Genomic DNA, 22,481 nt, shown 5'->3' with positions numbered 1-22,481 from the left:
AGACGAATCTTCTAATTCTGATTATTGGAAATACAGGCTAATAAAAATAAGGAAAACAAAAAAGCCACCGAAATGGTGGCTTGTTTTGCTTAGTAGCGGGAACTGGACTCGAACCAGTGACCTTCGGGTTATGAGCTTGAATTAGAGGAACATTAAAATCCACCAAACACACATAAATACTATGATTTTCAATACTATACATTTTTTATTGATATCAAAAAATAGCGGATAAAAACGAATTATTCTGTACCTATTCTGTACCCATTTTTGAAAAATAACCTTATATTTAAAATATTAAAAATTAGATGGTTATGGTAAATATTCAAGTAGTCTTACGCCCCAACAAAATGAAGAAAAATGGCACCATTCCTCTTGCCTTAAGAATAAGTGAAAACTACAAGACCAATTATTATTTTTTGGGCCATTCGATTTTAGAGAAAGATTGGGATGAAACTTTGAGAAAAGTAAAAAAGACCCACCCAAACCACAAAAAGCTAAACTATTTTCTCAACAAGAAGATTACCAAAGCACAAGATTTGTATTTTCATTCAGAAGATGATTTAACTCCCAGACAGATTAAAAACAAACTCAAAGGACCGGGAGGTTCTCAATCTTTCTTTGCAGTAGCGGCTGAACGTGTAAAGCAAAAATATGATAAAGGAACTTTTTCTGTCGCGAAATCTGAGCTGTCTATTCTCTATAACTTGGAAGAGTTTCTGAACCTCAAAACCAGTCAAAAGAAAGAGGAGGTTATAAAATCAATTAAAGAGCGAAGACGAATACGAGTGAGTAAGACCAGAAAAGGTCAATATTCTTTTGAGGATGCTATTACCTATTTTAAGAGAAATACCCGACTGGAATTTCGGGAAATGAATGAATCATTTCTGAATAAGTACAAAGCCTTTTGCTCCACATACTTGGGACACAAGACCCGAACCATCACAAACCAACTTATTTTTATTAGAACCCTCTTTAATGTTGCTATAAAAGACGGGATTGTTTCTCAAAAGTATTATCCCTTCGCGGGCGAAAAAGAAAAAATCAGGATTGGCTCAGGAAATAAAATTGGACTGACTGCTGAGGAAGTTACCAGAATAGAAAATCTTGCAGTGGAAAGTTATTCTTCAATTTGGCATACCAGGAATGTCTGGCTAGTTTCCTTCTACTTTGCAGGTATAAGAATTTCAGATGTTGTAGCCTTGAAGTGGACAGATGTAAAAGATGGCCGCCTGTACTATGTGATGAATAAGAATGAAAAACCATTAAGCTTTAAAGTCCCGGACAAAGCCAGAACCATCTTTAATCTCTACCTGATGGATAAGACGGAAAACAATGGCTATATTTTTCCATTTTTAAAAGATGCAAATCAACAGGATCCAAAAAGCGTATTTCTTAAAATGAGGAACGCTACTAAGGTTTTAAACAAATTCCTAAAACGAATAGCTAACGAGTGTGAAATAGACAAAAACCTCTCAAACCACATAGCCCGTCATACTTTTGGAAACATAGCCGGGGACAAAATTCACCCTCTCATGTTACAAAAGCTTTACCGGCATAGTGATTTAAAAACCACACTGAATTACCAGGCCAACTTTATTCATAGAGATGCTGATGATGCTTTGGATAGTGTAATCAATTTTTAGAAGGAGGGGGGAATTTATATTTTAGCTGTGAAGGAATTGCAATAAAAGCTTTTATTCAAGTCAATAAATAATCTTTAGAAATACATCTTAAATCATACGAATTCAACATCAAATCCATTTCTTGCCTGGTACGCCATAAAAGATTGCAGTAAGTCTGCTGAATAAGGAAATTGATACCTTTTTATTCGTTTTATATTAAAATCAAAACGTTTTCCATCAGCGTTATAAATGTTATGTTTTCCTAATGAAAATTGTTTGACGTACGAAGGTTTTTCGAAAAAAGATTTCAACTTATCAATCTCAGTTTTATCTAATGTATCTTTTAAGGTAGGCTTAAGTTTTTCGAATGCTAAGTAGGCTATCTCCTCCTTTTTAAAATCCTTATAAATTATCTCATATCTTTTCTTCCAGGATGGTATCAAGATATCATTTGATTCGAGATCCGAAACGGCCATATCTAAAATTGCCTCGCTATTCTCATTAAACACGGTTAAATCTAAAATATCTAAAGGAATTGTTTTAAATTCTGCAAAAAAAGCACACGAAACTTCTCCATCTCCAGTTTCTGGATCAACCAAAGAAGACGAAACTGCTGCGTTATATTTTTGTTTAGAAATAACTTTTAGCGGCACTAACGTACCGATGTTAAATCCCCTGCCCCTTTTAGCATCTGATCTTAAAGCTATATTACAAGGTTGAACGAGTAAAATATATTCTTTCTTACCTATTTTAAATATATCTCCGTTTCCAACTGGAAAATGTAATTTTGTAAGTAGTTCACCATCCAAAAAAACTTCTTTGAATCTTAGATCCACCGCTTTTTTATCTTCATCGATATGATTGTAGCCTGTTGCGACAGAATCTAATTCTCGAATTTGTTTAATCGAATCATCAAAGCTTTGTCGAATTTCATCCTTCATTAAGGTTTTAAAATTATGATGCGTATTTAGTATAGAGCTCATTCTAAAGAGTCCTTCAACTTCCCAAATCCCTTCTTTGTAAGATGCTCTCTGTACGATTCGGTTATAAGTTTTAGGACTTATTTCACTCAACTCGGTAATCGAACTCTGATTACTTTCTATAATAATGTCTATAGATTTTTCTTTTAGGTCTTCTAGATAGGGGAGGGACACCACATTCTTTATTCCTTCAGCAAAAGCACTGAGTTTTGGATCATGTGCAAACCTGGTTTTAGAAACAGTATAAAATTTCTTAGGGGATATCTCATAATCATCAGAATAAATTCGCCTGTATTCATCCTCATCCTCTATACTGAAATGATGGGAAAATATTCCGCAGATAACTTTATTATTAAATTCACTTTCTAGAACATTCTTCAATAAATCAGCTCCATTTTTTTCGCCGTTTGGACCTTTAAAATCATGAAGTTCAAAATCGAAAAGGCAAAGAATTTTTTTGTCCTCTCCAATAGAGCTTAAGTCTTTTTTATATTTTTGTATCCAGTCATTTGGAGTGAGAAGTTTTAGTTTTTCTGGAAAGAATTCCTCAATTTCCATTGAAGGAATTATGTTAGAACTTTCTTCATTTTCTAACACCATAGAAACCTCATGTATTAGTTTCTTCTTGTCGCTCTCATTATCCCATAGATCTTTAACTTTTTGTTGAAAGACAGGATTTGGAAGATTTGAATTAAGATCTTTAAAAATTGGATGCTCGAAGGAATGACTTTTCATCTTTGCGGTATTCATCATTCCTTTAAAATAACTTTCTTGTTGTCCTACCTCAATTTTATCATCTATATAGTAAATAAATTCAATATTTTCCTTATCGAGTAACTGGTTTATCGCCTCTATAGCTTTTTCTTTCTCTCCATTACTAGTTTGAGGTGTGATGTTTTGGGTACCGAGTTTAGAATTCAGGATAATTTTTTCCGCCATTTTAAATTAAAGCATTACTAAGGTTGATCGTGAAATTAAAAAGTTTACCATTATTATTTCTTTCGGGATCCAGAGCTATAGTACCGCCCATCGAGTCTAAAAGTTGCCTAACTATAAATAATCCTAATCCCCTTCCCTTTCCTTTTGGCTTGGTGGTTACAAAAGGATCGAATAATTGATTCTCTATAGATTTTGGTATACCGTAGCCATTATCGCCGATATTTATCCAAGGGCTAACAATTTCAATTGTAATACGTGGTTGAAAATTTGCATCCGCAGATTTTTTCTCTTTTAACCAATACTCTGAGTTTATTAAAAGGTTATCTATGATTTGAGTAAGTTTTCCTCTATTAGCCTTAATTCTAAAATCATCCGTAGTCTTTATATCCAACTGAATTTCTTTCTCTTTAAATCTGTGGTTATAATAATTCATTTCTTGCTGAAAAAAATTACTTATGCTAATTTTTTCTTTCTTTTCACGATGATATTTAAGAGCTGGATCTAAATGACGCAATTGAACTTTAAATCCATTTACGGTGGTTTTTATATACTCTAATAGAACATGTAGATCAGAATCCGACAAACTATTATTTTGAAGTTTCTTAAAATAATGGTTGGCTTTTAATCCTAGTCTATCAGCTGAACCTGCAAACTCATGACTAATTGATTCTGCTGTTATACCTAAACTAGCTAATTCAGAGAAATCGCTTAACTGTGATTCTAACGTTTCTATTTTTGGTTCTAATACATCTATTACTTCTCCTAAGTTTTTTGATCTTTGTACTATTTTTTCTATTCCTTCAAAGGTTTTTTGAATAGATTTTAGTCGATCTAAAATTTTTAAAGCTTTATCGTAATTTGTTTTAAATTCTTCTTTTGCAAACATCGGATTGTTTTCAACCTCGTTTACTATTCGACTTTGTTCTTCAATCAAACTGTCGACAGTTTTTTTAGATTGAATAGCTTCCTTGGTTAAGGATTCTGTTTCATCCTTAGTTCTTTTGATTTCATTAAAAGCTTCAGATACAGTTTTTATTCCACTATTTTCCGTTTTATATATATTCAAAAATTCATTATATGCTCTTCTAATATTAGTTTGATATATATTAATTCTATCTTTAATAAAATCTGCTATTAAGAAAAAATTTCTAGAATATGGATTAGAAACAAGTCCCTCTCGATCAGTTTTGTCCTTGAGATTCTCATTAGAACCTTCATCTATTGAAAAGTAACCAATTACATTGGAAGGCCTTAAACCGTAAAAGGAACTTCCAGAGGTCTGTCCTCCTCCTAGCTTTAACCAATCATTATCGTCCAGTCCAAAAGGTTTGACTGCAAAACCATTTCGATATATTTTGATACCCGACTGGTTTTGAGCAAATGCCCTATAATTTGCAAAACCCCCAAATACATTCTGCACCTCTTCATCTTTTGAAAGCCAGTTATCATAGCTAAATTCATCGATAACACCTTGGAATGGACCAGGATTTGCTCGTTCCCCATCTACAACCTCCATACCTCCTAAATCATCGAGGTGATGATCCTGTTTAAATTCCAAAAAGAAATCGTTTTGGTTTGACTTTTTATATTCTGGATATTTTTTTGAAAGAAACTCAAAAAATTTAGCTCCATTATCTGGAAGGAGATATTGTTTGTACTCAGTTGGTTTGTTACCTAAAAATTTATAAAGTTTGGTCTTTCCACTTATACTTATTTTTGAACCATCAAAGTTAAATTTGTATCGCCCAAAAGCTAAATCTCTAAGGTTTTCATTAGATTCTTCTAAATCTATTGAAATTCCGTTGACTCGTATATAAACTTCGAAGGGTCTATTTTCTTTATATGGTGAGATAATTTGAGAGACTTGACCTTTGAATCTCTCTAAATTTTTACCTGACCAAACTTCATGATAATTGAGATCACTTAAGATCAATTTTGTACCAATACTTTTCGGATTATAGTTTCTTTCCTTAATCCTTACTTCACTAAGTCTATCTTCTTTTTCAAAATCTTTCCAATTAAAAGCCAGATGAGTACCATCTTTACTGTCAGTACTTGTGAAGATTTCACAGATATCTGATAATCTTTGAGTACTCAACCTCCCAAGTCCTTTATCTCCTAAAGGAGTCCGACCTTTAGGAGTTTTTTTTCTCTTTAATTTCTGATTCCTTTTTTCTGAGTATGATATCAACAGCCAGGACTTTAGTATAGTCTCTCTACTCATACCGAAACCGTCGTCTTCAACTATCAGATATCCTTTGTGATCTGGATAAAAAAGTTTTTCGTCGGTATATTTTTCTTGTGTATTTATATCAATAGATACATAACTAGCATCCGCATCGTATGAATTCTTTATAAGCTCTAATAGCGCAGTTACTTCATCAGATACCAATTGTTCTCCTAGTTGTTTTACAATATGTGGAGTAATGTCGAAGTGTAGATTAGAGCCCATATTTAATTTTTGAAAATCAAGATTTTCTCTTTTGACATAGTACTAGAAAAATTATTTTTATTAGGCATCCTTTTACCTAATATATCTCTTTCCAAATCCACAAATAAGTCAACACCTTTAGATTTAAATAATTCCGCTATTATATTATCATTTTCCACAACTTCTTTATTAACGCTTCTATTACCCACAGTCCAGATGAGATAAGAATCATCTTCCATAGAGTTTAGAATATTATCAATCGTGGAATCTAAATCATGGAAAAAGTTTAATACTTTCTTAGCTTTAATCTTTTGATTCTCATTAAATTTTTGGAAAAGAGTATATAGTGTTGTGGACTTTTCAAATAACATTTTTTCCACTAGGTTATAATCTTGTACAGTTTTACCTCCTAAACTTAGAGAATCAATAGACTGTATGGCTTTTAAATAATCGATGTTAATTTTTTCATCTATTTCTGAAATAGGAATCCATTGTAAAGGTAAGTATGAAAATTGACCATAAGTAACAGTTGTTTGATTATCTCCATAAGGTGGCGAAGTCACTAATAAATTGCACCTAGCTTTTGTATTAATTTTCAACTTCGAGTCACCCCAGTGAACACCTACAGATTTTTGATACGAGTTCTCGGTTATAAAACCTTTTTCACTCAATTCACTCTTTAAGGTTAACAAATCGGCAATATTCCGTTTACCAATTTTCTTGAAATACTCTTTAGGAGATAAATTTCTTTTAGTGATTTCTTCTAACGGTCTGACATGCATTTTGAAAGTCGAAGTTCTATCATTGCTTGTTAATCTGATAACTTCTGCCAATGTCACCCAATAAAATTTGCGAATGTTAATATCTGGCTCTTTTAATATAGCCCTATATATTTGGGATAGTTCTACTTGAACTTCTTTTTTAAACCACTTATCTATATTGTTAAAATCTATTTCAATTTTTGTAGATCTAGATCTGTCTAATTTCAGTATTAAATCTTCAAATTTTTCGGATAAACTGTAATCGTAAATTTTAGTTTTAACTTGACTGATAAGAATTGAAAGAGGATTAATATCCTGCCCAAAAACATTGACACCAAATTTCATACCTGTAACAAGTGTATTTGATGCTCCCATAAATGGATCTAAAAGAGAAATTTCCTCAGGGTAATAATCTAAAATACTTTGAATTATGGATTCCTGCACACTAGGAACCATCATGGCAGGATAATTAATAATTCTTCTGGCGTTTTCTTTATTACTGCAATTAACCCCGTTTAAAATATCCGGACTAATCGAATAAAGTGACTTTTCAATCTTTGCTCGTGTTGTCAATCTACATTAGTTAGTATTATCAAAAATAGAAAAGTTTTATGTTATATAAGTAAATAGGTAGATTAACTTGATGAAATATCTAAATTTTTGCTTCCGGGAACATATTTTCTACTTCGGAGAAGAATTCCGAAGGACTAATATTTTCCCCTTCACAGATTCTAAAAATTGTAAGTAAACTAATTTGGTAATCACCTTTATTAAGAATATCTCGTACGGTGCTATCTTCTATAAAATGAACTTTAGCAAACTTACGTTTGGATAATTCAGATTTCTTGAAGAGATATTCTATGTATTTATATATAGCGTGATTGTAGTCCATCCTTAACAAAGGAAACGGATGAAAAATAAATTAATGCGGTTTGCAGACCGCATTAATAAAAAAATTATTATATTTACTTCATATTAATATATTTGCGAAACTTCTTAAAGTAAAATATTAGAAGCATTTTGCTTTGAATCTCGATCTAAAAACTGGTAATTTTAAGCAACGAGAGGATAAGCATAATGCTCACGACCCGGGCGTGGGCTTGCTTATTGTTGCGTGGTATACCAGTACCTTAGATCGATAAGTTGAGTCTCCACGCCTTTTTTGTTTGTAAAAAACAGGCATCCTTCTCAATTCTTTTCAAAGCTATCTTCTCTTTATCTTATAAGAATTCGCTTAAGCTAAATTCAGTTTAATTCTGGAGGTATTTACCTCTGGCTTAATAGCGACTGCTTATGTTACAGCGTATTTTTAAATTATTACAACAAGGGCATCCCGATGCTTTGGAATTTATATACACTAAATATTACCGCAATATTTTCTGGGTGGGCAGGCAAATTCTGGATGATGATTTTGCTGTGGAAACATTGGCACAGGATACCTTTCTAATTTTATGGGAGAAAAGAGACAGGATAGAACGACCGGAACATATTTACTATTTCCTGCGGATGGTAATGAAAAGGGAATGCTACACCTATTATGTCCGACCTAAAAATAAGTTTTTCAGAACCGTCAATTCCCTGGAAAGTTATGAGAACTACCAGGACTATTTAGCTGGATATGATCCCAAGGAGGATCTTCAACACCATAAAGATCACGAGGCGCAGCAAAAGGCCTTTGACAGAATAAAAAAAGTTTTTCCACTACTTAACTCCAAGAGAAGACATCTTATTGAGCTTTGTTTAAAATATGATTTTCGCTATAAAAGGGTTGGCCAGGTAATGGGGTTCAGTATTACCCATACAAGTAACGAGGTAAAAAGAGCGATAGAAGATATTAAAAATATCATCCATCAGGGAAGCACTTTGAATACCGAACCAAAACCCTTGTTGGCGGTAAAGCTACAGGGGGAAATGACCGAGGAACAGAAAAAGGTCTTGCGACTTCGTAATGAGAGGCAGTACTCTTTTGCTGCAATAGCCAGGGAGCTAAACCTTTCCCAAAAGGAGGTCCACCAGGAATTTATGACCGCCTATAAGCTAATACAACACAAACATGAACAACAACAATCGGCTTAGTTATGGGAAAGGAAACGATAACACTCACTCGAAGGATCCAATTGGTGATCGATCTGCCTACCGAGGAAGAACGCCGGGAAGCTAAAAGTAAGCTGTATCAATGGCGTCACCGCTGCCATAAGGCTGCGAACCTTATTGTTTCCCATCTTTATGTCCAGGAAATGATCCAGGAGTTCTTCTATTTATCGGAAGGGGTCAAATATAAACTGGTGGATGAAAAAAAAGATGAACTTGGCATCTTCAACCGTTCGAGGATGAACACGACCTACCGGATGGTATCCAACCGTTTCAAAGGAAAAATGCCTACCAACATTTTATCCCAACTGAATAGCAGCATTCAAAGTACTTTCAATAAAAACCGGGAGGAATATTGGAGAGGCGAGCGTTCCTTACATAGTTTCAAAAAGGAAATGGCTTTCCCATTTAGCATGGAAGGGGTTTGTGGCCTGGAATTCAAGCCTGAAAAAAGTGCCTTTTGCTTTCGGTTCTTTTCCATTCCCGTGAAAACCTATTTGGGAAAAGCATTTGACGACAAGTGGAAATTAATGCATCAGCTAACAAAGGGAGAGATTAAGATGCGTACTTCCTACCTTAAGTTAAAAGATGGCAAGATCTTTATGTTGGCCGCTTTTGAAATTGAAAAAGAAAAGCACAGGTTACGGCCGGAAGTGGTTGCGGAAGCCAGCTTGTCACTGGAATACCCCATTATGGTGAAGATCGGTAAAGCCAGGCTTAGCATCGGCAGCAGGGAAGAATTTCTATATCGAAGGTTGGCGATACAGGCCGCCTGTAGAAGGACCCGGGAGGGAGTCAAATATGCCAGGTCGGGAAATGGACGTAAGCGGAAAACAAAGGCCATGGCCAGGTATGGGGAAAAGGAGCATAATTATGTAAACCATCGATTGCACGTGTATAGCAGGGAGCTTATCAACTTCTGTGTAAAACACCAGGCAGGAACACTGGTTTTAGTGAATCAGGAGAAGAAGATTGAAATAGCCAGGGAGGAGGCTTTTGTACTAAGGAACTGGAGTTATTATGACCTGATGACCAAAATTAAATACAAGGCCGAAAAAGCCGGTATTGAACTAATAACAGATTAAACGATAAATTATGAGGGTGCTTGTACACCCGCAAGGTGAGGTGAATATTTCACTCACTAAATGCGCTTAGCATATACAACGCGTGGGTTTCTCTTAGCAATATTTTAAAATCGCAAAGTACATACACTGCAAACTAGTTAGACGAATTTTGAATTACAGATTGTTATAAATTATTCGAATAGAATACGAGGGTGCCTGTACACCCGTAAGGTGAGGCAGATTGTGGTACTCACTAAATGCTTTGGTATATACAGTGGCGTGAGTTCTCTATTTTTAATTGGATATATATAATTCAAAGAACGTTTGCTGAAATTCAATATCGGAAAATAAGTTTCTAAAATACAAGCCTACCCAATCTTATTATGAAAAAGGATCCTCCTTTAATATTTTTATCATTTTATTTCTTCAAGTAATTTATGGGGGTCTAAATCCTCGAACAGCTCATCTTTGGATGAAACTAGTGGATCCAGCCAGTCTACTTTTTGATAACCAAATACCACAAGCTTCTTCATCTCCTCAGTCAGATTTTTATTCTTATTACATGCTTCCAAAAAAGCCCTAAGTTTATTGGCCTCATGCCAGAGATCAGATTTTTGCTTAATAAAACGCAATTTTTCAATTTCTTCCTTTTGTAATCTTTCCCGTTCCTCCTGCTTTTTCTTTTCAATAGCCTCTTTTTTTAAACGTTTTTCGTTTTCTACTTTCCATTTTCTTTCCCTCTGGGCTTCCCTTTCTAAATATTCAATGATTAAAGGTAATTTTTCAGCAAGTGTTTTATTAGGAGTTTCCTGCCATTCCTTTTCATAAGAATACTCTCCCGTAATAAGACTTAAAAGTCCAATCGGAACTAATTTACTAGATCGATAACCAGACTTTTCAATCTCATAAACTCTCTTTGATCTCTCTCGCATCCGGATGGCAATTTCAATACCCTCGATCACAATGTAGGCCCGCTCATAACAGAATAAAAAATAATGGCCTCTTGCTTTCATCACCTTAATAAAAGTATCTAGAAAACACAGGGCTCTTTTATATGGCTTTTTTGAGGCACTAACCCAAATTCTTCCGTAATTATACCTTTTGGTGTAATCTCTAATATTATTTACTATTGGATGTTTCCTCGGATTATCAGATAACATTTCCTGGATAATTGGATCCGGATTTTTTGATAATCGTTTGGGAACTTCTAAATCGTATGACTTGGAATCAGAATCTATTGCTTTAAGTTTTTTGGCAGTTTTAGGTTTTTTTGAATTTTCTTTGGTCCTTAATACCAGGTGAATTTTTCCGGCATCATCAGAGGTTTTAGGTAATTCCGGTTTGAATATCTCCTTATTAAATTTTTTTTTCATCCAATATCCATTGGGCGGTAATGGAATTTGATATTTAGTACAGGTATTTTTAAACTCCTGATAGGATATCAAATAGTTTTTGCAAAACCATAAAATACTCTTTTCCCAGCATAGATTAAAGAATTCCTCTCTCTCAAATTCAGTTTTCATTACAGTAAAATTATAAGTTGGACTGATTTCAATTGTAAATTTAAAATGTTGTTGATATTTCTAAAAACGAAGTTGAAGATGGCTATTAAATATTAACCAACCCTCCCATACGTGGACGGTTTCGACTAACAAAATCTTCTTCATTTGGTATTAATCAACTAATTCTAGGTGTCTTATTTTTTTAGAGGGCTAGAAGCCAAAGTTCACATTACTGGTCGTGTACTAATGTTTTGCAGTTTATTGTAATACCCGTTCAGCCCATTTCCACTACATTTCGCAAAAGCTTCATTCCGGGAAAAGCGCTTCTCTATAAAGGTCTTGGACACCATCGAAGAATTTCGACTTCCGTTACGCTAACCCGATGAAAATATCGGATCGCTTCACTCCAGCTCGCAATTTTTCGATGAAGTCCGCCTGATTAAATTTCAAATCGAAGCTTATCTTTCCGAAGAAAATAGTGGTTTTTCCTAATCCTATTTAAGCTTCCTCCTCACAGCCCTCCCTTTTTAAGACGCGAAAAAACAACATCCTTTCTTGGACAGCGGCATAAAGCCGTTCCGGCTTCGCCCTCTCTTTTTATACGCTTTACCAAGCCAGGATGTTGTAAAATAAAAGCATCAAAAAAGGTAATGTGACGGCTCTATAGGAAGTAAATCAGCAAGGAATAGGTAGAATCAATTCAAAACCTAAAAAGACCGATCTAGTCTGAGGTTAAAAAACAAAAAAAGGAAAATGCTCTGGATATAATAAGTAAATCATTTAAAAATTAGTTCAATGAGTGGGTTAGGTAGGACAAATTTGGGTCGGATTTTTTCAGGTTAACGGTGGAAATTTTTGACGGTTTCTTGCCATCTAAAATTAAAAATCTGCCGTCTCAATTTTTTCATTTTTAAAAAATTGAGGGTTTTTATACCAAATCAGGCTAATAGGCATCAAATTAAATGAATAATAAATTTTATTTGAATTATTATAATTGGTATCTTAAAGTGGTGATCTTCTGTTGATTCTTAAAATAGAGATCCCACTGATTTGACTTTCGCTGAATAATTACACCCATTTAAAATTTTAAAGGGATTTTTTTAATTCCCTTAAAGAAATGCAGTTGGTGCAAACCAACATGTATGAAAATTTTGTCCCGCCTGCGGGACGAAATCGAATAGCAAGAGGGTAACACGTTTCACGGTGTTATTCGATTTCGTTTTTAGTAAAAGCCTGATTTTATAGGGCTTTTTAAAATTGAAACTTTAAAAAATATCCACCCTTCTGGATATACCCCACTGGAAGGGTCTGTAAAATCAATGATGGCTGTAGCCAGCAAGTATTAAAATAGTATCCATTATGTCAAAATCAAGGCTGCAATTAAAAGCAAATACAGCAAAGAGGTTCCGGGAGTTTTCAAAAAAGAACAATAGCAACCAGTCCGAAACTTTAGACCTGATTCTGGACTTTTTTGAGAAAAATAACCTCTCCCCTTTTGAAACCTTAGTGCCTTCAAAAGTAAGCCTGGAACAGCTTATTAAAAAAAGAATTGATGCCGTTATTGCTATTCTCAAAAATATTGAAAAGACCCAGACCAAACCAGGTTTGTTAATGCTTGAGTTACTAATGGAAGGGCGTTCGGTTCCAAAAGTGGAAGTTGCAAAAAGGGAAAAAATTTCTGTCTCAAATGAAAAAAGCCTGGGGCAAATGAAATCAGAAATCACCCGACTTGAGAAAATAGTAAAAGCAACAAATAAAGATTTGGAGTACCTACTAGATAATGTCGAAATAAAGAGTACCCCTTTTGGTCCGGATTATCTAAAGTTAAATATCCCCCGGTCAGAATTAGAACGAGTTAAAATAACTTTCAAACGCAGGTCCTAATGTATATCACCATCTCTCCTCAAAAATTAGGTGGCGCTTATTCACAAAGTGCAGGGGATTTTGTGACTTATCTGGAAAAAGAAAATCAGGGAAAAAGCTCGTCGGAAAAGGAATATTTTTTTAATCAATATGAGGATAAAATACGCCCGTATGAGGTAATTAAAGAGATCGATGGGAATACAGCGAAGTTAAAACTCAAAGAACCCAAATATTATTCTATCACCATAAACCCCAGCCAGTACGAATTAAAACATATTCATAATAATCCTGAAAAACTCCGGGCTTTTGTTCGTAAAGCTATGAAGGAATATGCCACTTCCTTTAACCGGGAGATAGGCGGAAGGCCCATCAATGTTGACGACATTAAATATTTCGCCAAAATTGAACATGAGCGAACCTATAAAAGTTATGATGTAGCTATTCGGGAAAATAAACCCTACAGTAAGCAGATTGCCAAATTGAAAAATGAACTTGGCAAAGTAGAACGTGGGGGAATACCTGGAAATACCCGGCAGCTTAAAAATGAAATTCAAAAGGTGGTCCGAGATGCTCCCTATAAAATTCGAGGCCAGGTAGTGGAACCGGGAATGAAAAAAGAAGGACTGCAAAGCCATATCCATATCATTGTAAGCAGAAAAGATGCTTCAAACTCTTACAGCCTTTCCCCGGGCAGCAAATACAAAGCTTCAGAAGTGAAGATGCATGGCAAAATCGTAAAGCGGGGTTTTGAGCGGGATCGTTTTTTTCAAAATTCTGAAAAAGCTTTTGACAAGATGTTCCAGTACAACCGGAATTACGTGGAAAGCTATACCGCCAGAAAGACGTTGAGTAAGGATCCAAAACAATATTTTCTGTCCTTAAGAAACCTGGGGATAAGCGAGAAAAAGATTGCTTTTAAGATGATTCGACAAACCGGACTGCAACTGCCTGTATTACACCTGCCCCAGAATAAAGTGGGGTTCGTTTACAAACAACTAAAGAAAATCATCGAAACCGGAATTAAAGCAAGTTCTATCAGTTATTAAAATTATCCGTTATGCTTTTAAACATCTATTTTATCTTATTTTTTTCGGAGCAAGATTCGGAATTGAATTATCAGAAAACCCCCAGGAAAAGCAAACCAATTTACAACCCTGAAAATCCAAGAAAATGAGGGAGGTTAACTACATACGCCATCTCAATGGAGCCTTGCGAAAATTCTCAGATGACGACAAAATATCGTCCTCACACCGCAGCTTATATCTCGCCTTTTTTGAATTATGGAATCAGAAACGTTTTCCGAAAACGATCATGGTTAACAGTAAACAGGTGATGGCTCTGGCCAAAATACGTTCCAGGACAACCTATCATAAATTACTTAAGGATCTAAAAAACTGGGGCTACCTTCAATACCACCCCTCCAATAATCCGCAAATTGGTTCACTCGTTGAGATGTTCAGATTTGATGCGCGCTCTGTTCAAAAAATGAATAAGAGGTATCCAGTTTCTGAACAGTCATCTGTTCAAAAAATGGTCTCTTTTAATAAAGATAATAGTAAACATATAATAAACTCTTATAAACAAATAGGTCCAAAAAATGAACAAGTAGTTATTGAGTTTTTCAAAAAAGAAAATAAAAGTGCTCTGGAGGCTGAAAAATTTTATAATTTTTACGAATCTATAGGTTGGAAATTAAATGGGAAAAATCCGATCACAAACTGGCAGGCTTGTGCGCAAAATTGGATGATAAAGGCCGACGAAATAAAACATAATCAAAGGGTGAAGCAACCAGGCCAAAATCGGAACAACTTGCATACTAGTAAGAATAAAAACTATGAGGAGCCGTTGTGAAAATTGAGAGAGCAATCATAAAATAAATTTGAAGACAAGTATAAGAGAAGGAAAAATAAAAGTTTCATCATCTCCCCCTCTAATAATATTCTTTTATATACCCATACGCCCTATCAAAGAGCACCTGGTCTTTATGTAGTTTATACTTCAGCAATGATTTTCGAAGAGACTGTTGCACTTCTCTTTCCCCTGCCGCTGTACCCTGCCAGCCGGGAAAGCGAACGATACGCACAATGGAATCTATATCTTCAACAATTCTTGAAACGACAGCTGGAGTTTGATTGGTTTTAAGTTCAAGAAATAGTTCTGTTAAAGCAGCTTGAGGTGTTTTTTCCTGTACCATTTGCTCAACTTCTTTTTCTGCCTGAACTGTTTCTTTAGCGATTTTACAGAGCTCTTTTACAAATTCTATGGAGGTAATAAGCCCCTGCTCGGCCCTGTCCCGCAATTCTTCCAGGCGATCACTCAACTTCTTAAACTTCGGATCATTTCCATGCTTCTTAAAACGCTTTATCAGCATTTTCTCAAGACGTTTAGCGTTTCTGGGATCCGGATTATTGAAGATATCCTCTATCACATCTGCATCCAGAACATACTCTTCCAGATTATGAACATCACCTACATGAACATTGTCATGAATAAGTTTAGTAGTCTGGGCTCCTAAAGCAAACCATAATAACTTACCTGTGTTATCTGAAGCTGGTCGGACTGATTCATATACCTGGGTTAGCCATTTATAGTCTTTCGCAAAAAGGTCCAAAATTCTGTCGGGAGAAAGAGATTCCCATATCTTGGATAGATATTTATAATCCTTGGCGAACTCATCCTTTTTTTCATCGGTATTGATGGCATTTTGTGCTGCCTCCAGACCTTCAAAACCATCTAAATCTCGGTCCACTCCCTCAAAATGGGCTAAGGTTTCAGCCATTGCTTCCGGTAATTTTTCCCGCAGTACAGATAGATTAGAAATGATTTGCTTTATGGTATTTTCATCAAATTCCAAAGCTTTTGCAGTGTCATCAAAAACTCCAAAATAATCTACAATTCTACCATAATTCTTTCCGGGATATACCCTATTCGTTCTACAGATTGCCTGTAACAAGGTATGGTCCTTGAGAGATTTATCCAGGTACATAGTCTGCAGCACCGGCGCATCAAAACCTGTGAGAAGTTTTGCTGTAACTATAAGGAATTTTAACTCCGTTTTGGAATCCTTAAACCTGTCCACTATTCGCGTCTGCTCGCTTTTATCTATTCCCCATTTGTGCTTGAATTCCTGCGGATCATTCGCTGAGGTTGAAATTACTACCTCGCTTGTTTCTTCCGGAAAGTGTTTATCTAATTCCTCTTTATACTGCACACAGGCATATCTGTCTGGAGTTACTATCATGGCTTTAAAACCATGTGGTTCTACTTTTTCACGAAAATGATGGGCAATATCACCAACGATCTTTGAAATCCGTTCCGGGGATTTAAGAAAAATAGCCATTTTAGCTGAGCGTCTGTTTATTGCATCTGCCTCTTCATCACTTAAGGCGGCACTCTCTCTAAATTCCTCAAAAGCTTTATCCAGAGTTTCTTTGTCCACATGAACATCTACCAACCTTGGTTCAAAATGAAGGGGTTTGGTAGCTTCATCTCTTAGAGAGTCCTGAAATGTATATCTGGATAAATAACCCCCCTGATCTTCCTCGGCACCGAAAGCCCAAAAAGTGTTTTTTTCTGCTTTATTAACGGGCGTTCCGGTTAGACCAAAAAGAAATGCGTTAGGCAAGGCCGCTCGCATCTGCATTCCCAAATCGCCTTCCTGAGTCCGGTGGGCTTCATCTACAAGGACAATAATATTTTCCCTCGTATTCATATTGGGTTTCGCATCCCGAAATTTGAAGATCATAGAAACAATTATCTTCCGGGTATCTCTTTCCAATAATTTCTGTAATTCCTGAATACTGGAAGTGGTCTCTACATTTGGGATATCAGCTGCATTAAAATCACCGGAAATCTGAGAGTCCAGATCGGTTCGGTCTACTAATACTAAAACCGTAGGGCTTTTCAGTTCCGGAGCTCTTCTTAGTTTCTGTGCTGCAAACATCATAAGCAGGGATTTACCTGATCCTTGAAAATGCCAGATTAATCCTTTCTTTATCTTTCCCTCTTTTACCCTTTCAACAATTTTATTGGCTCCTTCATACTGCTGAAATCGAGGTATTATTTTTATTCTCCTACTCTTTTTATCAGAAGAAAATAAAGAAAAATTTTGAAGAATATCCAATAACTTTTCTGGATGCATTAAATCTGTTAACTCCTTCCCTATTTCTCCTAAGCCTAAACGCTTTGCCAAATTTTCCTCATCATCTTCTAAACGCCAGGGAGACCAAAATTCAAGAGGAGTTCTTACAGCACCATAGTATAATTCTTTCCCTTCTGTTGCGAAAGAAAGAATATTAGGCACAAACAACTGCGGGACCGAATTTTCATAAATATTATGGATTTCATTCGCTCCATCCAGCCAGCTTATGGAAGGTCTTATTGGAGTTTTTGCTTCTCCAATTACGACAGGAATCCCATTGATGAAAAGGACTATATCCGGAATTTTGGTTTCCCGAAAATGAACCCTGTACTGATTCGTAATATGATACTTATTTTTCCGAAGCTTCTCCTTATCAAATTCAACAAGCTTTACAGGAACATGCCTGTTGTTTTCTCCAAAGGGCATTGTTTTATCTCCTCTTAACCACTTAAAAAATTCTTCATTTGCTTTAACTAATCCGGTTTGGTTTACAGCAATAAGTACAGCTCTTAGTTTGTAAATAACTTCATCCGCTAATTCTGGCCGCGCTTTTATTTCAGGGTTGAGTCTTATTAAGGCCTTTTTCAGCTCCTCTTCATTTAAAATCTCATTGACGTTCCTCTTCAGCTCATTCGCCGACTTATATTCCCACCACTTTCCGTAGGTCTGCTCCGGTTCTGCAACATCACCATTATTAAGATTTTCTCCACTTAATTTATGAATGATGTAGTGCTCGACGCTGTTGAGTTCGTTAAAGGCCATATCTTAATCTTCAATTATTTGATTGATTTTTTCAATTACCAGTGGCATCCGTTCTTCTAGCATGAGAGGGTGAATATATGCCGTAAGAATCTCCTCCAGGATATCATTGTCCGTAAACTTCTTTAATTCTGTGCGCAGAAATTCCCGGATTTCCAGCACCTCATCCTTAATTTCCTGGACAATACTTGTGCGGTTATCTATGACGTAGATAACATCTTCCAGATCGTGACTCCAGCGGTAATCTCCACCACGATTATTAAATGCTTCAAATTTGGTGGCCAGAAAACAGGGGGCTGATAAAATTTTGATTTCCTCGGAATTTGCAGTAGCTGTCCATAAATTCTCAAATCCAATCTTATACCAGGGATTGGAAGGGCCAAACGGGCCATCTTCGGTAGACATGATATCCACCGGAATTTTATTAAACTTATAACTACAAATAGACTGTCCCTGTGGATCGGGATAAAAGCCCAATTCGGCTAATTCTTCCTGTAATTTTTGCCAATGACCAAGGTTTATAACATTTAGAGTCAAATCAATATCCTTTGTTGGTCTGATTTCATCTGCCGCTGGATCATCGGTATACAAACTAACTACCGACCCGCCTACAAAAACCATTTTATCTTTGAAATGCCGGAGGCCATGAGCAACTTCTTCTACCGTTGAAATATTAATAGTTCTATTCTCCAATTATGCGTTTTTTTAGCTCGTTTAATGCTAGCTCTCGTTCTCTCACTCTACCCACGCGAAGGGCATCAACCAGGGCGAGTAATTCATGTAAAGCATTATCATTTAAGGCCGCTTCGGGAACGGAGGAATATAAAGGGATAATGCTATGACCTCTTACAGGTCCTTTAGCATAAGGCCAGACATAGTTTTCATTACTTGCTATCTGTTCACTCAATGGCAATGCTGAATGCGAAGTAGGAATTCCACGAACCACCGGTCCCGGCTTTTGCGGAAATACATACTTTAAACCAAATTGTAAAAAGTCCATAAAAGCCATTTTCATCACTTTCTTTCCTTTAGGATCTAAAAGCCCTGAATACTTCGATCGGGCTACTGATTCACTTACTTCAGATTGACTCATCCCTAAAGCCTCAGCTACTATTTGTTGTTTCCAAGAGTTATCATTAATGCTAATAAGCTTTAATAGCAATACGATATCCTGGGGTTTCATTTGTGTATTTAATGCTTTCATAACGTTTATTGCATATCGCGATATGCAATATTAACATTTAAAACTCAAAATATCAGCATTTTATTTATTTTTATCGCGTATCGCGATACACGATATTTAATCTTCAGTTCGTGCAATTTGTTTACACTTATTTCTAAGTAAGGTAATTTCCTCCAGAGCCCCGGGATTCCCGGCGATATTTAATAAAGGCAGGTGTTCATTTAAAAGCACAGCCTCAAAACTGTTTAAATTCTCTTCCAGCTGAATCCAGTTCACCAGAAAATTTTCGTTGATCCAGGCTATAATCTTCTTTTCATCCTCTTTTGCAAACCTGTAATTATTCTGATTTCTTTTCCCAACCAAAGAACCCTTCTCCGGGACATAACCTAATACCGCCCCTATACTTCTGAAAAATGTACCGTGACCTTTGGCTCTTAATTCCTGATTAAGCCGTTTGCGTAAGCTTTTAGAAGCGATTCCTATATAAATAATATTATGCTCGCGTGATTTTAAAACTGAAGAAAAAGAACCAGGTAGAGTTTCCGGCCGTGGAATTCGTAAACAATATAAGCCAGGTATATCGGGTAAATCACCATCTATCTCACCGGCCGGTTTAAAGTTTTTTTCATTCATTAAAACTTTTAAAGCCAGTTCAGGTTTTAAATTTGCACCACTTAAACCGACTTTTCCTTTAGGTTTTGAAATAGCAGGTTTCTTAATTCCCGTATTGCTTTTCAAAGAAATAAGGGAACCTTCTTTCCTGAATAAATGTGGATAATTCTTAATCCTTGCACCTATCTGACTGCTTTTAATCACAGAACCATCCTTTTTGGAATACCAGCTATTCTTGTTTAGAGCTTCGGCAATCTCTACCGGAGTCATCTTTATTTTTTCCTGTGCAAGTACTTGTTCTATGGCTGCGTGTAAAGTCATATTTAAATTATTTAGGATACAACGTCTTCTCTTCCTTTTAGAATTTCAATATTAAAAGTTGATTTTATCACCTCATTAAAATCACGAAGAACTTTGTCGGTGGCTTCTTTATTAATAAATTCCATCATATCATAAGAAACTCCTACCCAATCTTCATTTTCACTCTTTAGAATTCCATTTGAATCTTTTGATAAATGTGGAGGTAAAAAATCTTTAAGGGGAAAAGAATCATCGTTTTTACAAAGAATCAGAAACAAACGGGTCTCAGATTCATCCACCTCATTAAAATTATCTATTGCGAGCTTTGAGAGTTTCGTGTCTCCGTTATCATAGAATCCGGTATCAGCCTGATGAATTATCCGAAAACGATAAATATCTTCACCTATCCTGATCGGGGAAAATTTGAAGGAATAGAAATATAGTACCAAATAGTTCCACCCAGAGTAATCAAGGTTAAAATATTTGCCATTACCCCCGGCTTTACAAAATTGTGGGCCACCTCTTTCAAAATCAAGACTGTACTGATTTCCAATGTAATTCACAAGATCCAGTAGCCGTTTTTGATATAAAGCTAATAGCCTATACGAAGACCGTACATCTTGAAATAGATTCGTTAAATCCGGCTTATTTAATTTTTCCATTCTGAAATATTATTTAGGTCTTGCATCTTATTTAAATTTGAAATAGATAAAGACTCTGGTTTTATAAATCTTTCTATCCATTCCCCTGTAAAAAAGCCATACATCCCGAAAGCCAAAATGATATCACTTAGAATATTATGAATGGCAGTATGATTGTTAGTCAAATCATAAGTAGATTCAAGCCTGTATAAAACCTCTTTTACCACATCCAATATTCTTTGCCATTTACATTTGTAAATTTTTGTGTTATAATAATCATGAAGAACAGGTTCTGTCTTATTACTATTGAGCCCACCCAGGGCTATATAAATTAGTTCCTTTTGTTCTTCCCCATATTCAGTGTGATAAGCAATTACCTGTTTCTTCCACTGGAAAGGATCCTGCTGTTTAATATCATAGCGTTTGGTTTCAATGATAATATCCGACTTCCGGGTACGGATAAAAACATCTGGTTGAACGTGAGTGCTATTACTTGTTCCATTGGCACTCCAGTTAGGCCAGTATTCCACACTATCAATGCTGGTTAAATCCAGTCCCGGAATGGTATCATATAAAGCCTTTTCCAGAATATGCTGAAACATTTCTTTCGGTAGATACATCAACCTTTCAAAAACCGAAGAGGTCAGGGAATCCTCATTCAGTTTAAATTGATTACGGTCAACTTTATTATGTTTTACGGCATAGATCATAAAGCGAGTTCAAGCATTGTTTTTTCATAAATTTCCCCTGCTATTCTCTTAGCCCAGGCCCGTTCTTCATTATTAAAATGAATTTCATTCTGAAACTCCGGCCACTTCCCTGTCTCTTCTCTAACTTTATACACCAGCTCAGCTTCTACAGCTTCCGCCAATAAGGTAAAAGGTTTATCATTTTTGTGTTTACCTCCATTTAATTCATGATCAAAAACATAAACCAATAACTCAAGTTCATCTACCTGTTTCCATTTATAGCCGTGATATCCATTTAGCCCTTTTGCTTTAATCCCCTGGGATAGTCTTGTTCCTATTGATTGACTGGCATAACCCACATAAACTATTTTATCTTTGCTCTTTAGTATATAGATCTTTGGAGTTTTGGTTAAGGTTAGAGGTCGCTTAAAATTGGTTGGTTTTCCATCAGATTCTTTTTTAGATAAAACTCTCTTCTCTTCTTCTCCGGAAAGAAATAAGGTGTAGCAATAAGGGCCGGTGTATTTCATATTTTTTTAAAATTTAAATCTCTCTTTTACATAAGGCTTAAAATCAAAATGTTTCCCACCGGACTTTACATCTTTTAAATAGAGGTAAGATCTATCTGCTGAAATTTCCAGATCTACGGCATCTTTATCCTGCCTTATTTTAAATTTCGACTCCAGGTTAGTAACAAAATCTTTAGGCAACTTAACCCAGATGATTTCTTCCTCCCCTTTAAGCAATAAATTAACCTCATCATCAAATTTTCGCACAGGAACATTAAACCACCAAACCTGTTTTGACTTATTAATGTTGGAATAACTGGTATTACTGCTGTTAACTGAGGCTGCAGCAAAGGTGTTTTTTAGATACTCGATAATGTTGCTTTTTTCACTCATC

19 protein-coding genes are annotated in these 22,481 nt (G+C 35.6%); 6 read left to right on the top strand and 13 right to left on the bottom strand.

Annotation, left to right across the window (positions count from 1 at the left end; all coding sequences use genetic code 11):
- Positions 1-311: 311 nt before the first annotated feature.
- On the top strand, positions 312-1,643 hold the full coding sequence (locus BUW93_RS07045) for a tyrosine-type recombinase/integrase (protein ID WP_081210780.1): 1,332 nt from the start codon (positions 312-314) through the stop codon (positions 1,641-1,643).
- 92 nt (positions 1,644-1,735) lie between these two features.
- Here BUW93_RS07045 and BUW93_RS07040 read toward each other — a convergent pair whose 3' ends face one another.
- The 4 genes from BUW93_RS07040 to BUW93_RS07025 form a co-directional block, all read right to left on the bottom strand.
- Positions 1,736-3,541, bottom strand: coding sequence for a hypothetical protein (locus tag BUW93_RS07040; protein ID WP_081210545.1), 1,806 nt, complete (start codon positions 3,539-3,541; stop codon positions 1,736-1,738).
- Position 3,542: 1 nt separating this feature from the next.
- Positions 3,543-5,993: a sensor histidine kinase gene (locus tag BUW93_RS07035; protein WP_081210543.1), complete on the bottom strand. Its 2,451-nt coding sequence runs from the start codon at positions 5,991-5,993 to the stop codon at positions 3,543-3,545.
- 2 nt (positions 5,994-5,995) lie between these two features.
- Positions 5,996-7,306 carry a hypothetical protein gene (locus BUW93_RS07030; protein WP_081210541.1) on the bottom strand — a complete coding sequence of 437 codons (1,311 nt, stop codon included), beginning with the start codon at positions 7,304-7,306 and terminating at the stop codon, positions 5,996-5,998.
- Between the two features lie 79 nt (positions 7,307-7,385).
- Positions 7,386-7,625 carry a hypothetical protein gene (locus BUW93_RS07025; RefSeq protein WP_081210539.1) on the bottom strand — a complete coding sequence of 80 codons (240 nt, stop codon included), beginning with the start codon at positions 7,623-7,625 and terminating at the stop codon, positions 7,386-7,388.
- 401 nt (positions 7,626-8,026) lie between these two features.
- On the opposite strand from BUW93_RS07025, the gene BUW93_RS07020 reads away from it, so the two are divergent.
- Positions 8,027-8,809: an RNA polymerase sigma factor gene (locus BUW93_RS07020; RefSeq protein ID WP_081210537.1), complete on the top strand. Its 783-nt coding sequence runs from the start codon at positions 8,027-8,029 to the stop codon at positions 8,807-8,809.
- A 2-nt stretch (positions 8,810-8,811) separates the two neighbouring features.
- Positions 8,812-9,909 carry a hypothetical protein gene (locus BUW93_RS07015; RefSeq protein WP_081210535.1) on the top strand — a complete coding sequence of 366 codons (1,098 nt, stop codon included), beginning with the start codon at positions 8,812-8,814 and terminating at the stop codon, positions 9,907-9,909.
- 392 nt (positions 9,910-10,301) lie between these two features.
- On the opposite strand, the gene BUW93_RS07010 is transcribed toward BUW93_RS07015, so the two are convergent.
- The gene (locus BUW93_RS07010) at positions 10,302-11,411 is read right to left on the bottom strand and encodes a hypothetical protein (protein WP_081210533.1); all 1,110 of its coding nucleotides are present in this window, start codon (positions 11,409-11,411) and stop codon (positions 10,302-10,304) included.
- A 1,338-nt stretch (positions 11,412-12,749) separates the two neighbouring features.
- Between BUW93_RS07010 and BUW93_RS15020 the strand changes: the two genes are divergently transcribed.
- The 3 genes from BUW93_RS15020 (at position 12,750) to BUW93_RS06995 (ending at position 15,104) form a co-directional block, all read left to right on the top strand.
- Complete coding sequence (locus BUW93_RS15020; protein ID WP_081210531.1) at positions 12,750-13,274, top strand: BfmA/BtgA family mobilization protein; 525 nt, start codon at positions 12,750-12,752, stop codon at positions 13,272-13,274.
- Positions 13,274-14,299, top strand: coding sequence for a MobB family relaxase (gene mobB, locus BUW93_RS07000; RefSeq protein WP_081210529.1), 1,026 nt, complete (start codon positions 13,274-13,276; stop codon positions 14,297-14,299). The genes BUW93_RS15020 and mobB overlap by 1 nt, the downstream gene beginning before the upstream one ends.
- A gap of 286 nt (positions 14,300-14,585) precedes the next feature.
- On the top strand, positions 14,586-15,104 hold the full coding sequence (locus BUW93_RS06995; protein WP_232778327.1) for a hypothetical protein: 519 nt from the start codon (positions 14,586-14,588) through the stop codon (positions 15,102-15,104).
- 79 nt (positions 15,105-15,183) lie between these two features.
- Here the strand turns inward: BUW93_RS06995 and BUW93_RS06990 are convergent, their stop codons facing one another.
- From BUW93_RS06990 to BUW93_RS06955, 8 genes are all read right to left on the bottom strand, one after another.
- Positions 15,184-18,156 carry a type I restriction endonuclease subunit R gene (locus BUW93_RS06990; protein WP_081210525.1) on the bottom strand — a complete coding sequence of 991 codons (2,973 nt, stop codon included), beginning with the start codon at positions 18,154-18,156 and terminating at the stop codon, positions 15,184-15,186.
- 3 nt (positions 18,157-18,159) lie between these two features.
- Complete coding sequence (locus BUW93_RS06985; RefSeq protein ID WP_081210523.1) at positions 18,160-18,846, bottom strand: nucleotidyl transferase AbiEii/AbiGii toxin family protein; 687 nt, start codon at positions 18,844-18,846, stop codon at positions 18,160-18,162.
- The gene (locus BUW93_RS06980; protein ID WP_232778326.1) at positions 18,836-19,357 is read right to left on the bottom strand and encodes a hypothetical protein; all 522 of its coding nucleotides are present in this window, start codon (positions 19,355-19,357) and stop codon (positions 18,836-18,838) included. The genes BUW93_RS06985 and BUW93_RS06980 overlap by 11 nt, the downstream gene beginning before the upstream one ends.
- A gap of 96 nt (positions 19,358-19,453) precedes the next feature.
- Positions 19,454-20,269: a GIY-YIG nuclease family protein gene (locus BUW93_RS15015; RefSeq protein WP_198536992.1), complete on the bottom strand. Its 816-nt coding sequence runs from the start codon at positions 20,267-20,269 to the stop codon at positions 19,454-19,456.
- Between the two features lie 11 nt (positions 20,270-20,280).
- Positions 20,281-20,910, bottom strand: a complete 630-nt coding sequence (locus BUW93_RS06970; RefSeq protein WP_081210521.1) for a hypothetical protein — start codon at positions 20,908-20,910, stop codon at positions 20,281-20,283.
- Positions 20,898-21,599, bottom strand: a complete 702-nt coding sequence (locus BUW93_RS06965) for a hypothetical protein (protein ID WP_081210519.1) — start codon at positions 21,597-21,599, stop codon at positions 20,898-20,900. Before BUW93_RS06965 ends, BUW93_RS06970 begins: the two co-directional genes overlap by 13 nt.
- Complete coding sequence (locus BUW93_RS06960; protein ID WP_081210517.1) at positions 21,596-22,108, bottom strand: hypothetical protein; 513 nt, start codon at positions 22,106-22,108, stop codon at positions 21,596-21,598. The genes BUW93_RS06965 and BUW93_RS06960 overlap by 4 nt, the downstream gene beginning before the upstream one ends.
- Positions 22,109-22,114: 6 nt before the next feature.
- Positions 22,115-22,480, bottom strand: coding sequence for a hypothetical protein (locus BUW93_RS06955; RefSeq protein WP_081210515.1), 366 nt, complete (start codon positions 22,478-22,480; stop codon positions 22,115-22,117).
- Between the last annotated feature and the right edge of the window lies 1 nt (position 22,481).

Source organism: Salegentibacter sediminis (assembly GCF_002078605.1).
Lineage (GTDB): Bacteria > Bacteroidota > Bacteroidia > Flavobacteriales > Flavobacteriaceae > Salegentibacter > Salegentibacter sediminis.
Note: the sequence above shows the minus strand (reverse complement) of the source record. Positions and strands in the feature narration are given on the sequence as shown.

Bases quoted from the DNA above. Each gene is read 5' to 3' on its own strand.
- BUW93_RS07020 (WP_081210537.1), top strand. From the start codon at position 8,027: ATGTTACAGCGTATTTTTAAATTATTACAACAAGGGCATCCCGATGCT.
- BUW93_RS07010 (WP_081210533.1), bottom strand. From the start codon at position 11,411: ATGAAAACTGAATTTGAGAGAGAGGAATTCTTTAATCTATGCTGGGAA.
- BUW93_RS06955 (WP_081210515.1), bottom strand. From the start codon at position 22,480: ATGAGTGAAAAAAGCAACATTATCGAGTATCTAAAAAACACCTTTGCT.
- BUW93_RS15015 (WP_198536992.1), bottom strand. From the start codon at position 20,269: ATGACTTTACACGCAGCCATAGAACAAGTACTTGCACAGGAAAAAATA.
- BUW93_RS07040 (WP_081210545.1), bottom strand. From the start codon at position 3,541: ATGGCGGAAAAAATTATCCTGAATTCTAAACTCGGTACCCAAAACATC.
- BUW93_RS07045 (WP_081210780.1), top strand. From the start codon at position 312: ATGGTAAATATTCAAGTAGTCTTACGCCCCAACAAAATGAAGAAAAAT.
- BUW93_RS06965 (WP_081210519.1), bottom strand. From the start codon at position 21,599: ATGATCTATGCCGTAAAACATAATAAAGTTGACCGTAATCAATTTAAA.
- BUW93_RS06980 (WP_232778326.1), bottom strand. From the start codon at position 19,357: ATGAAAGCATTAAATACACAAATGAAACCCCAGGATATCGTATTGCTA.
- BUW93_RS06995 (WP_232778327.1), top strand. From the start codon at position 14,586: ATGGCTCTGGCCAAAATACGTTCCAGGACAACCTATCATAAATTACTT.
- BUW93_RS07035 (WP_081210543.1), bottom strand. From the start codon at position 5,993: ATGGGCTCTAATCTACACTTCGACATTACTCCACATATTGTAAAACAA.
- BUW93_RS06970 (WP_081210521.1), bottom strand. From the start codon at position 20,910: ATGGAAAAATTAAATAAGCCGGATTTAACGAATCTATTTCAAGATGTA.
- BUW93_RS07025 (WP_081210539.1), bottom strand. From the start codon at position 7,625: ATGGACTACAATCACGCTATATATAAATACATAGAATATCTCTTCAAG.
- BUW93_RS15020 (WP_081210531.1), top strand. From the start codon at position 12,750: ATGTCAAAATCAAGGCTGCAATTAAAAGCAAATACAGCAAAGAGGTTC.
- BUW93_RS06960 (WP_081210517.1), bottom strand. From the start codon at position 22,108: ATGAAATACACCGGCCCTTATTGCTACACCTTATTTCTTTCCGGAGAA.
- BUW93_RS07015 (WP_081210535.1), top strand. From the start codon at position 8,812: ATGGGAAAGGAAACGATAACACTCACTCGAAGGATCCAATTGGTGATC.
- BUW93_RS06990 (WP_081210525.1), bottom strand. From the start codon at position 18,156: ATGGCCTTTAACGAACTCAACAGCGTCGAGCACTACATCATTCATAAA.
- mobB (WP_081210529.1), top strand. From the start codon at position 13,274: ATGTATATCACCATCTCTCCTCAAAAATTAGGTGGCGCTTATTCACAA.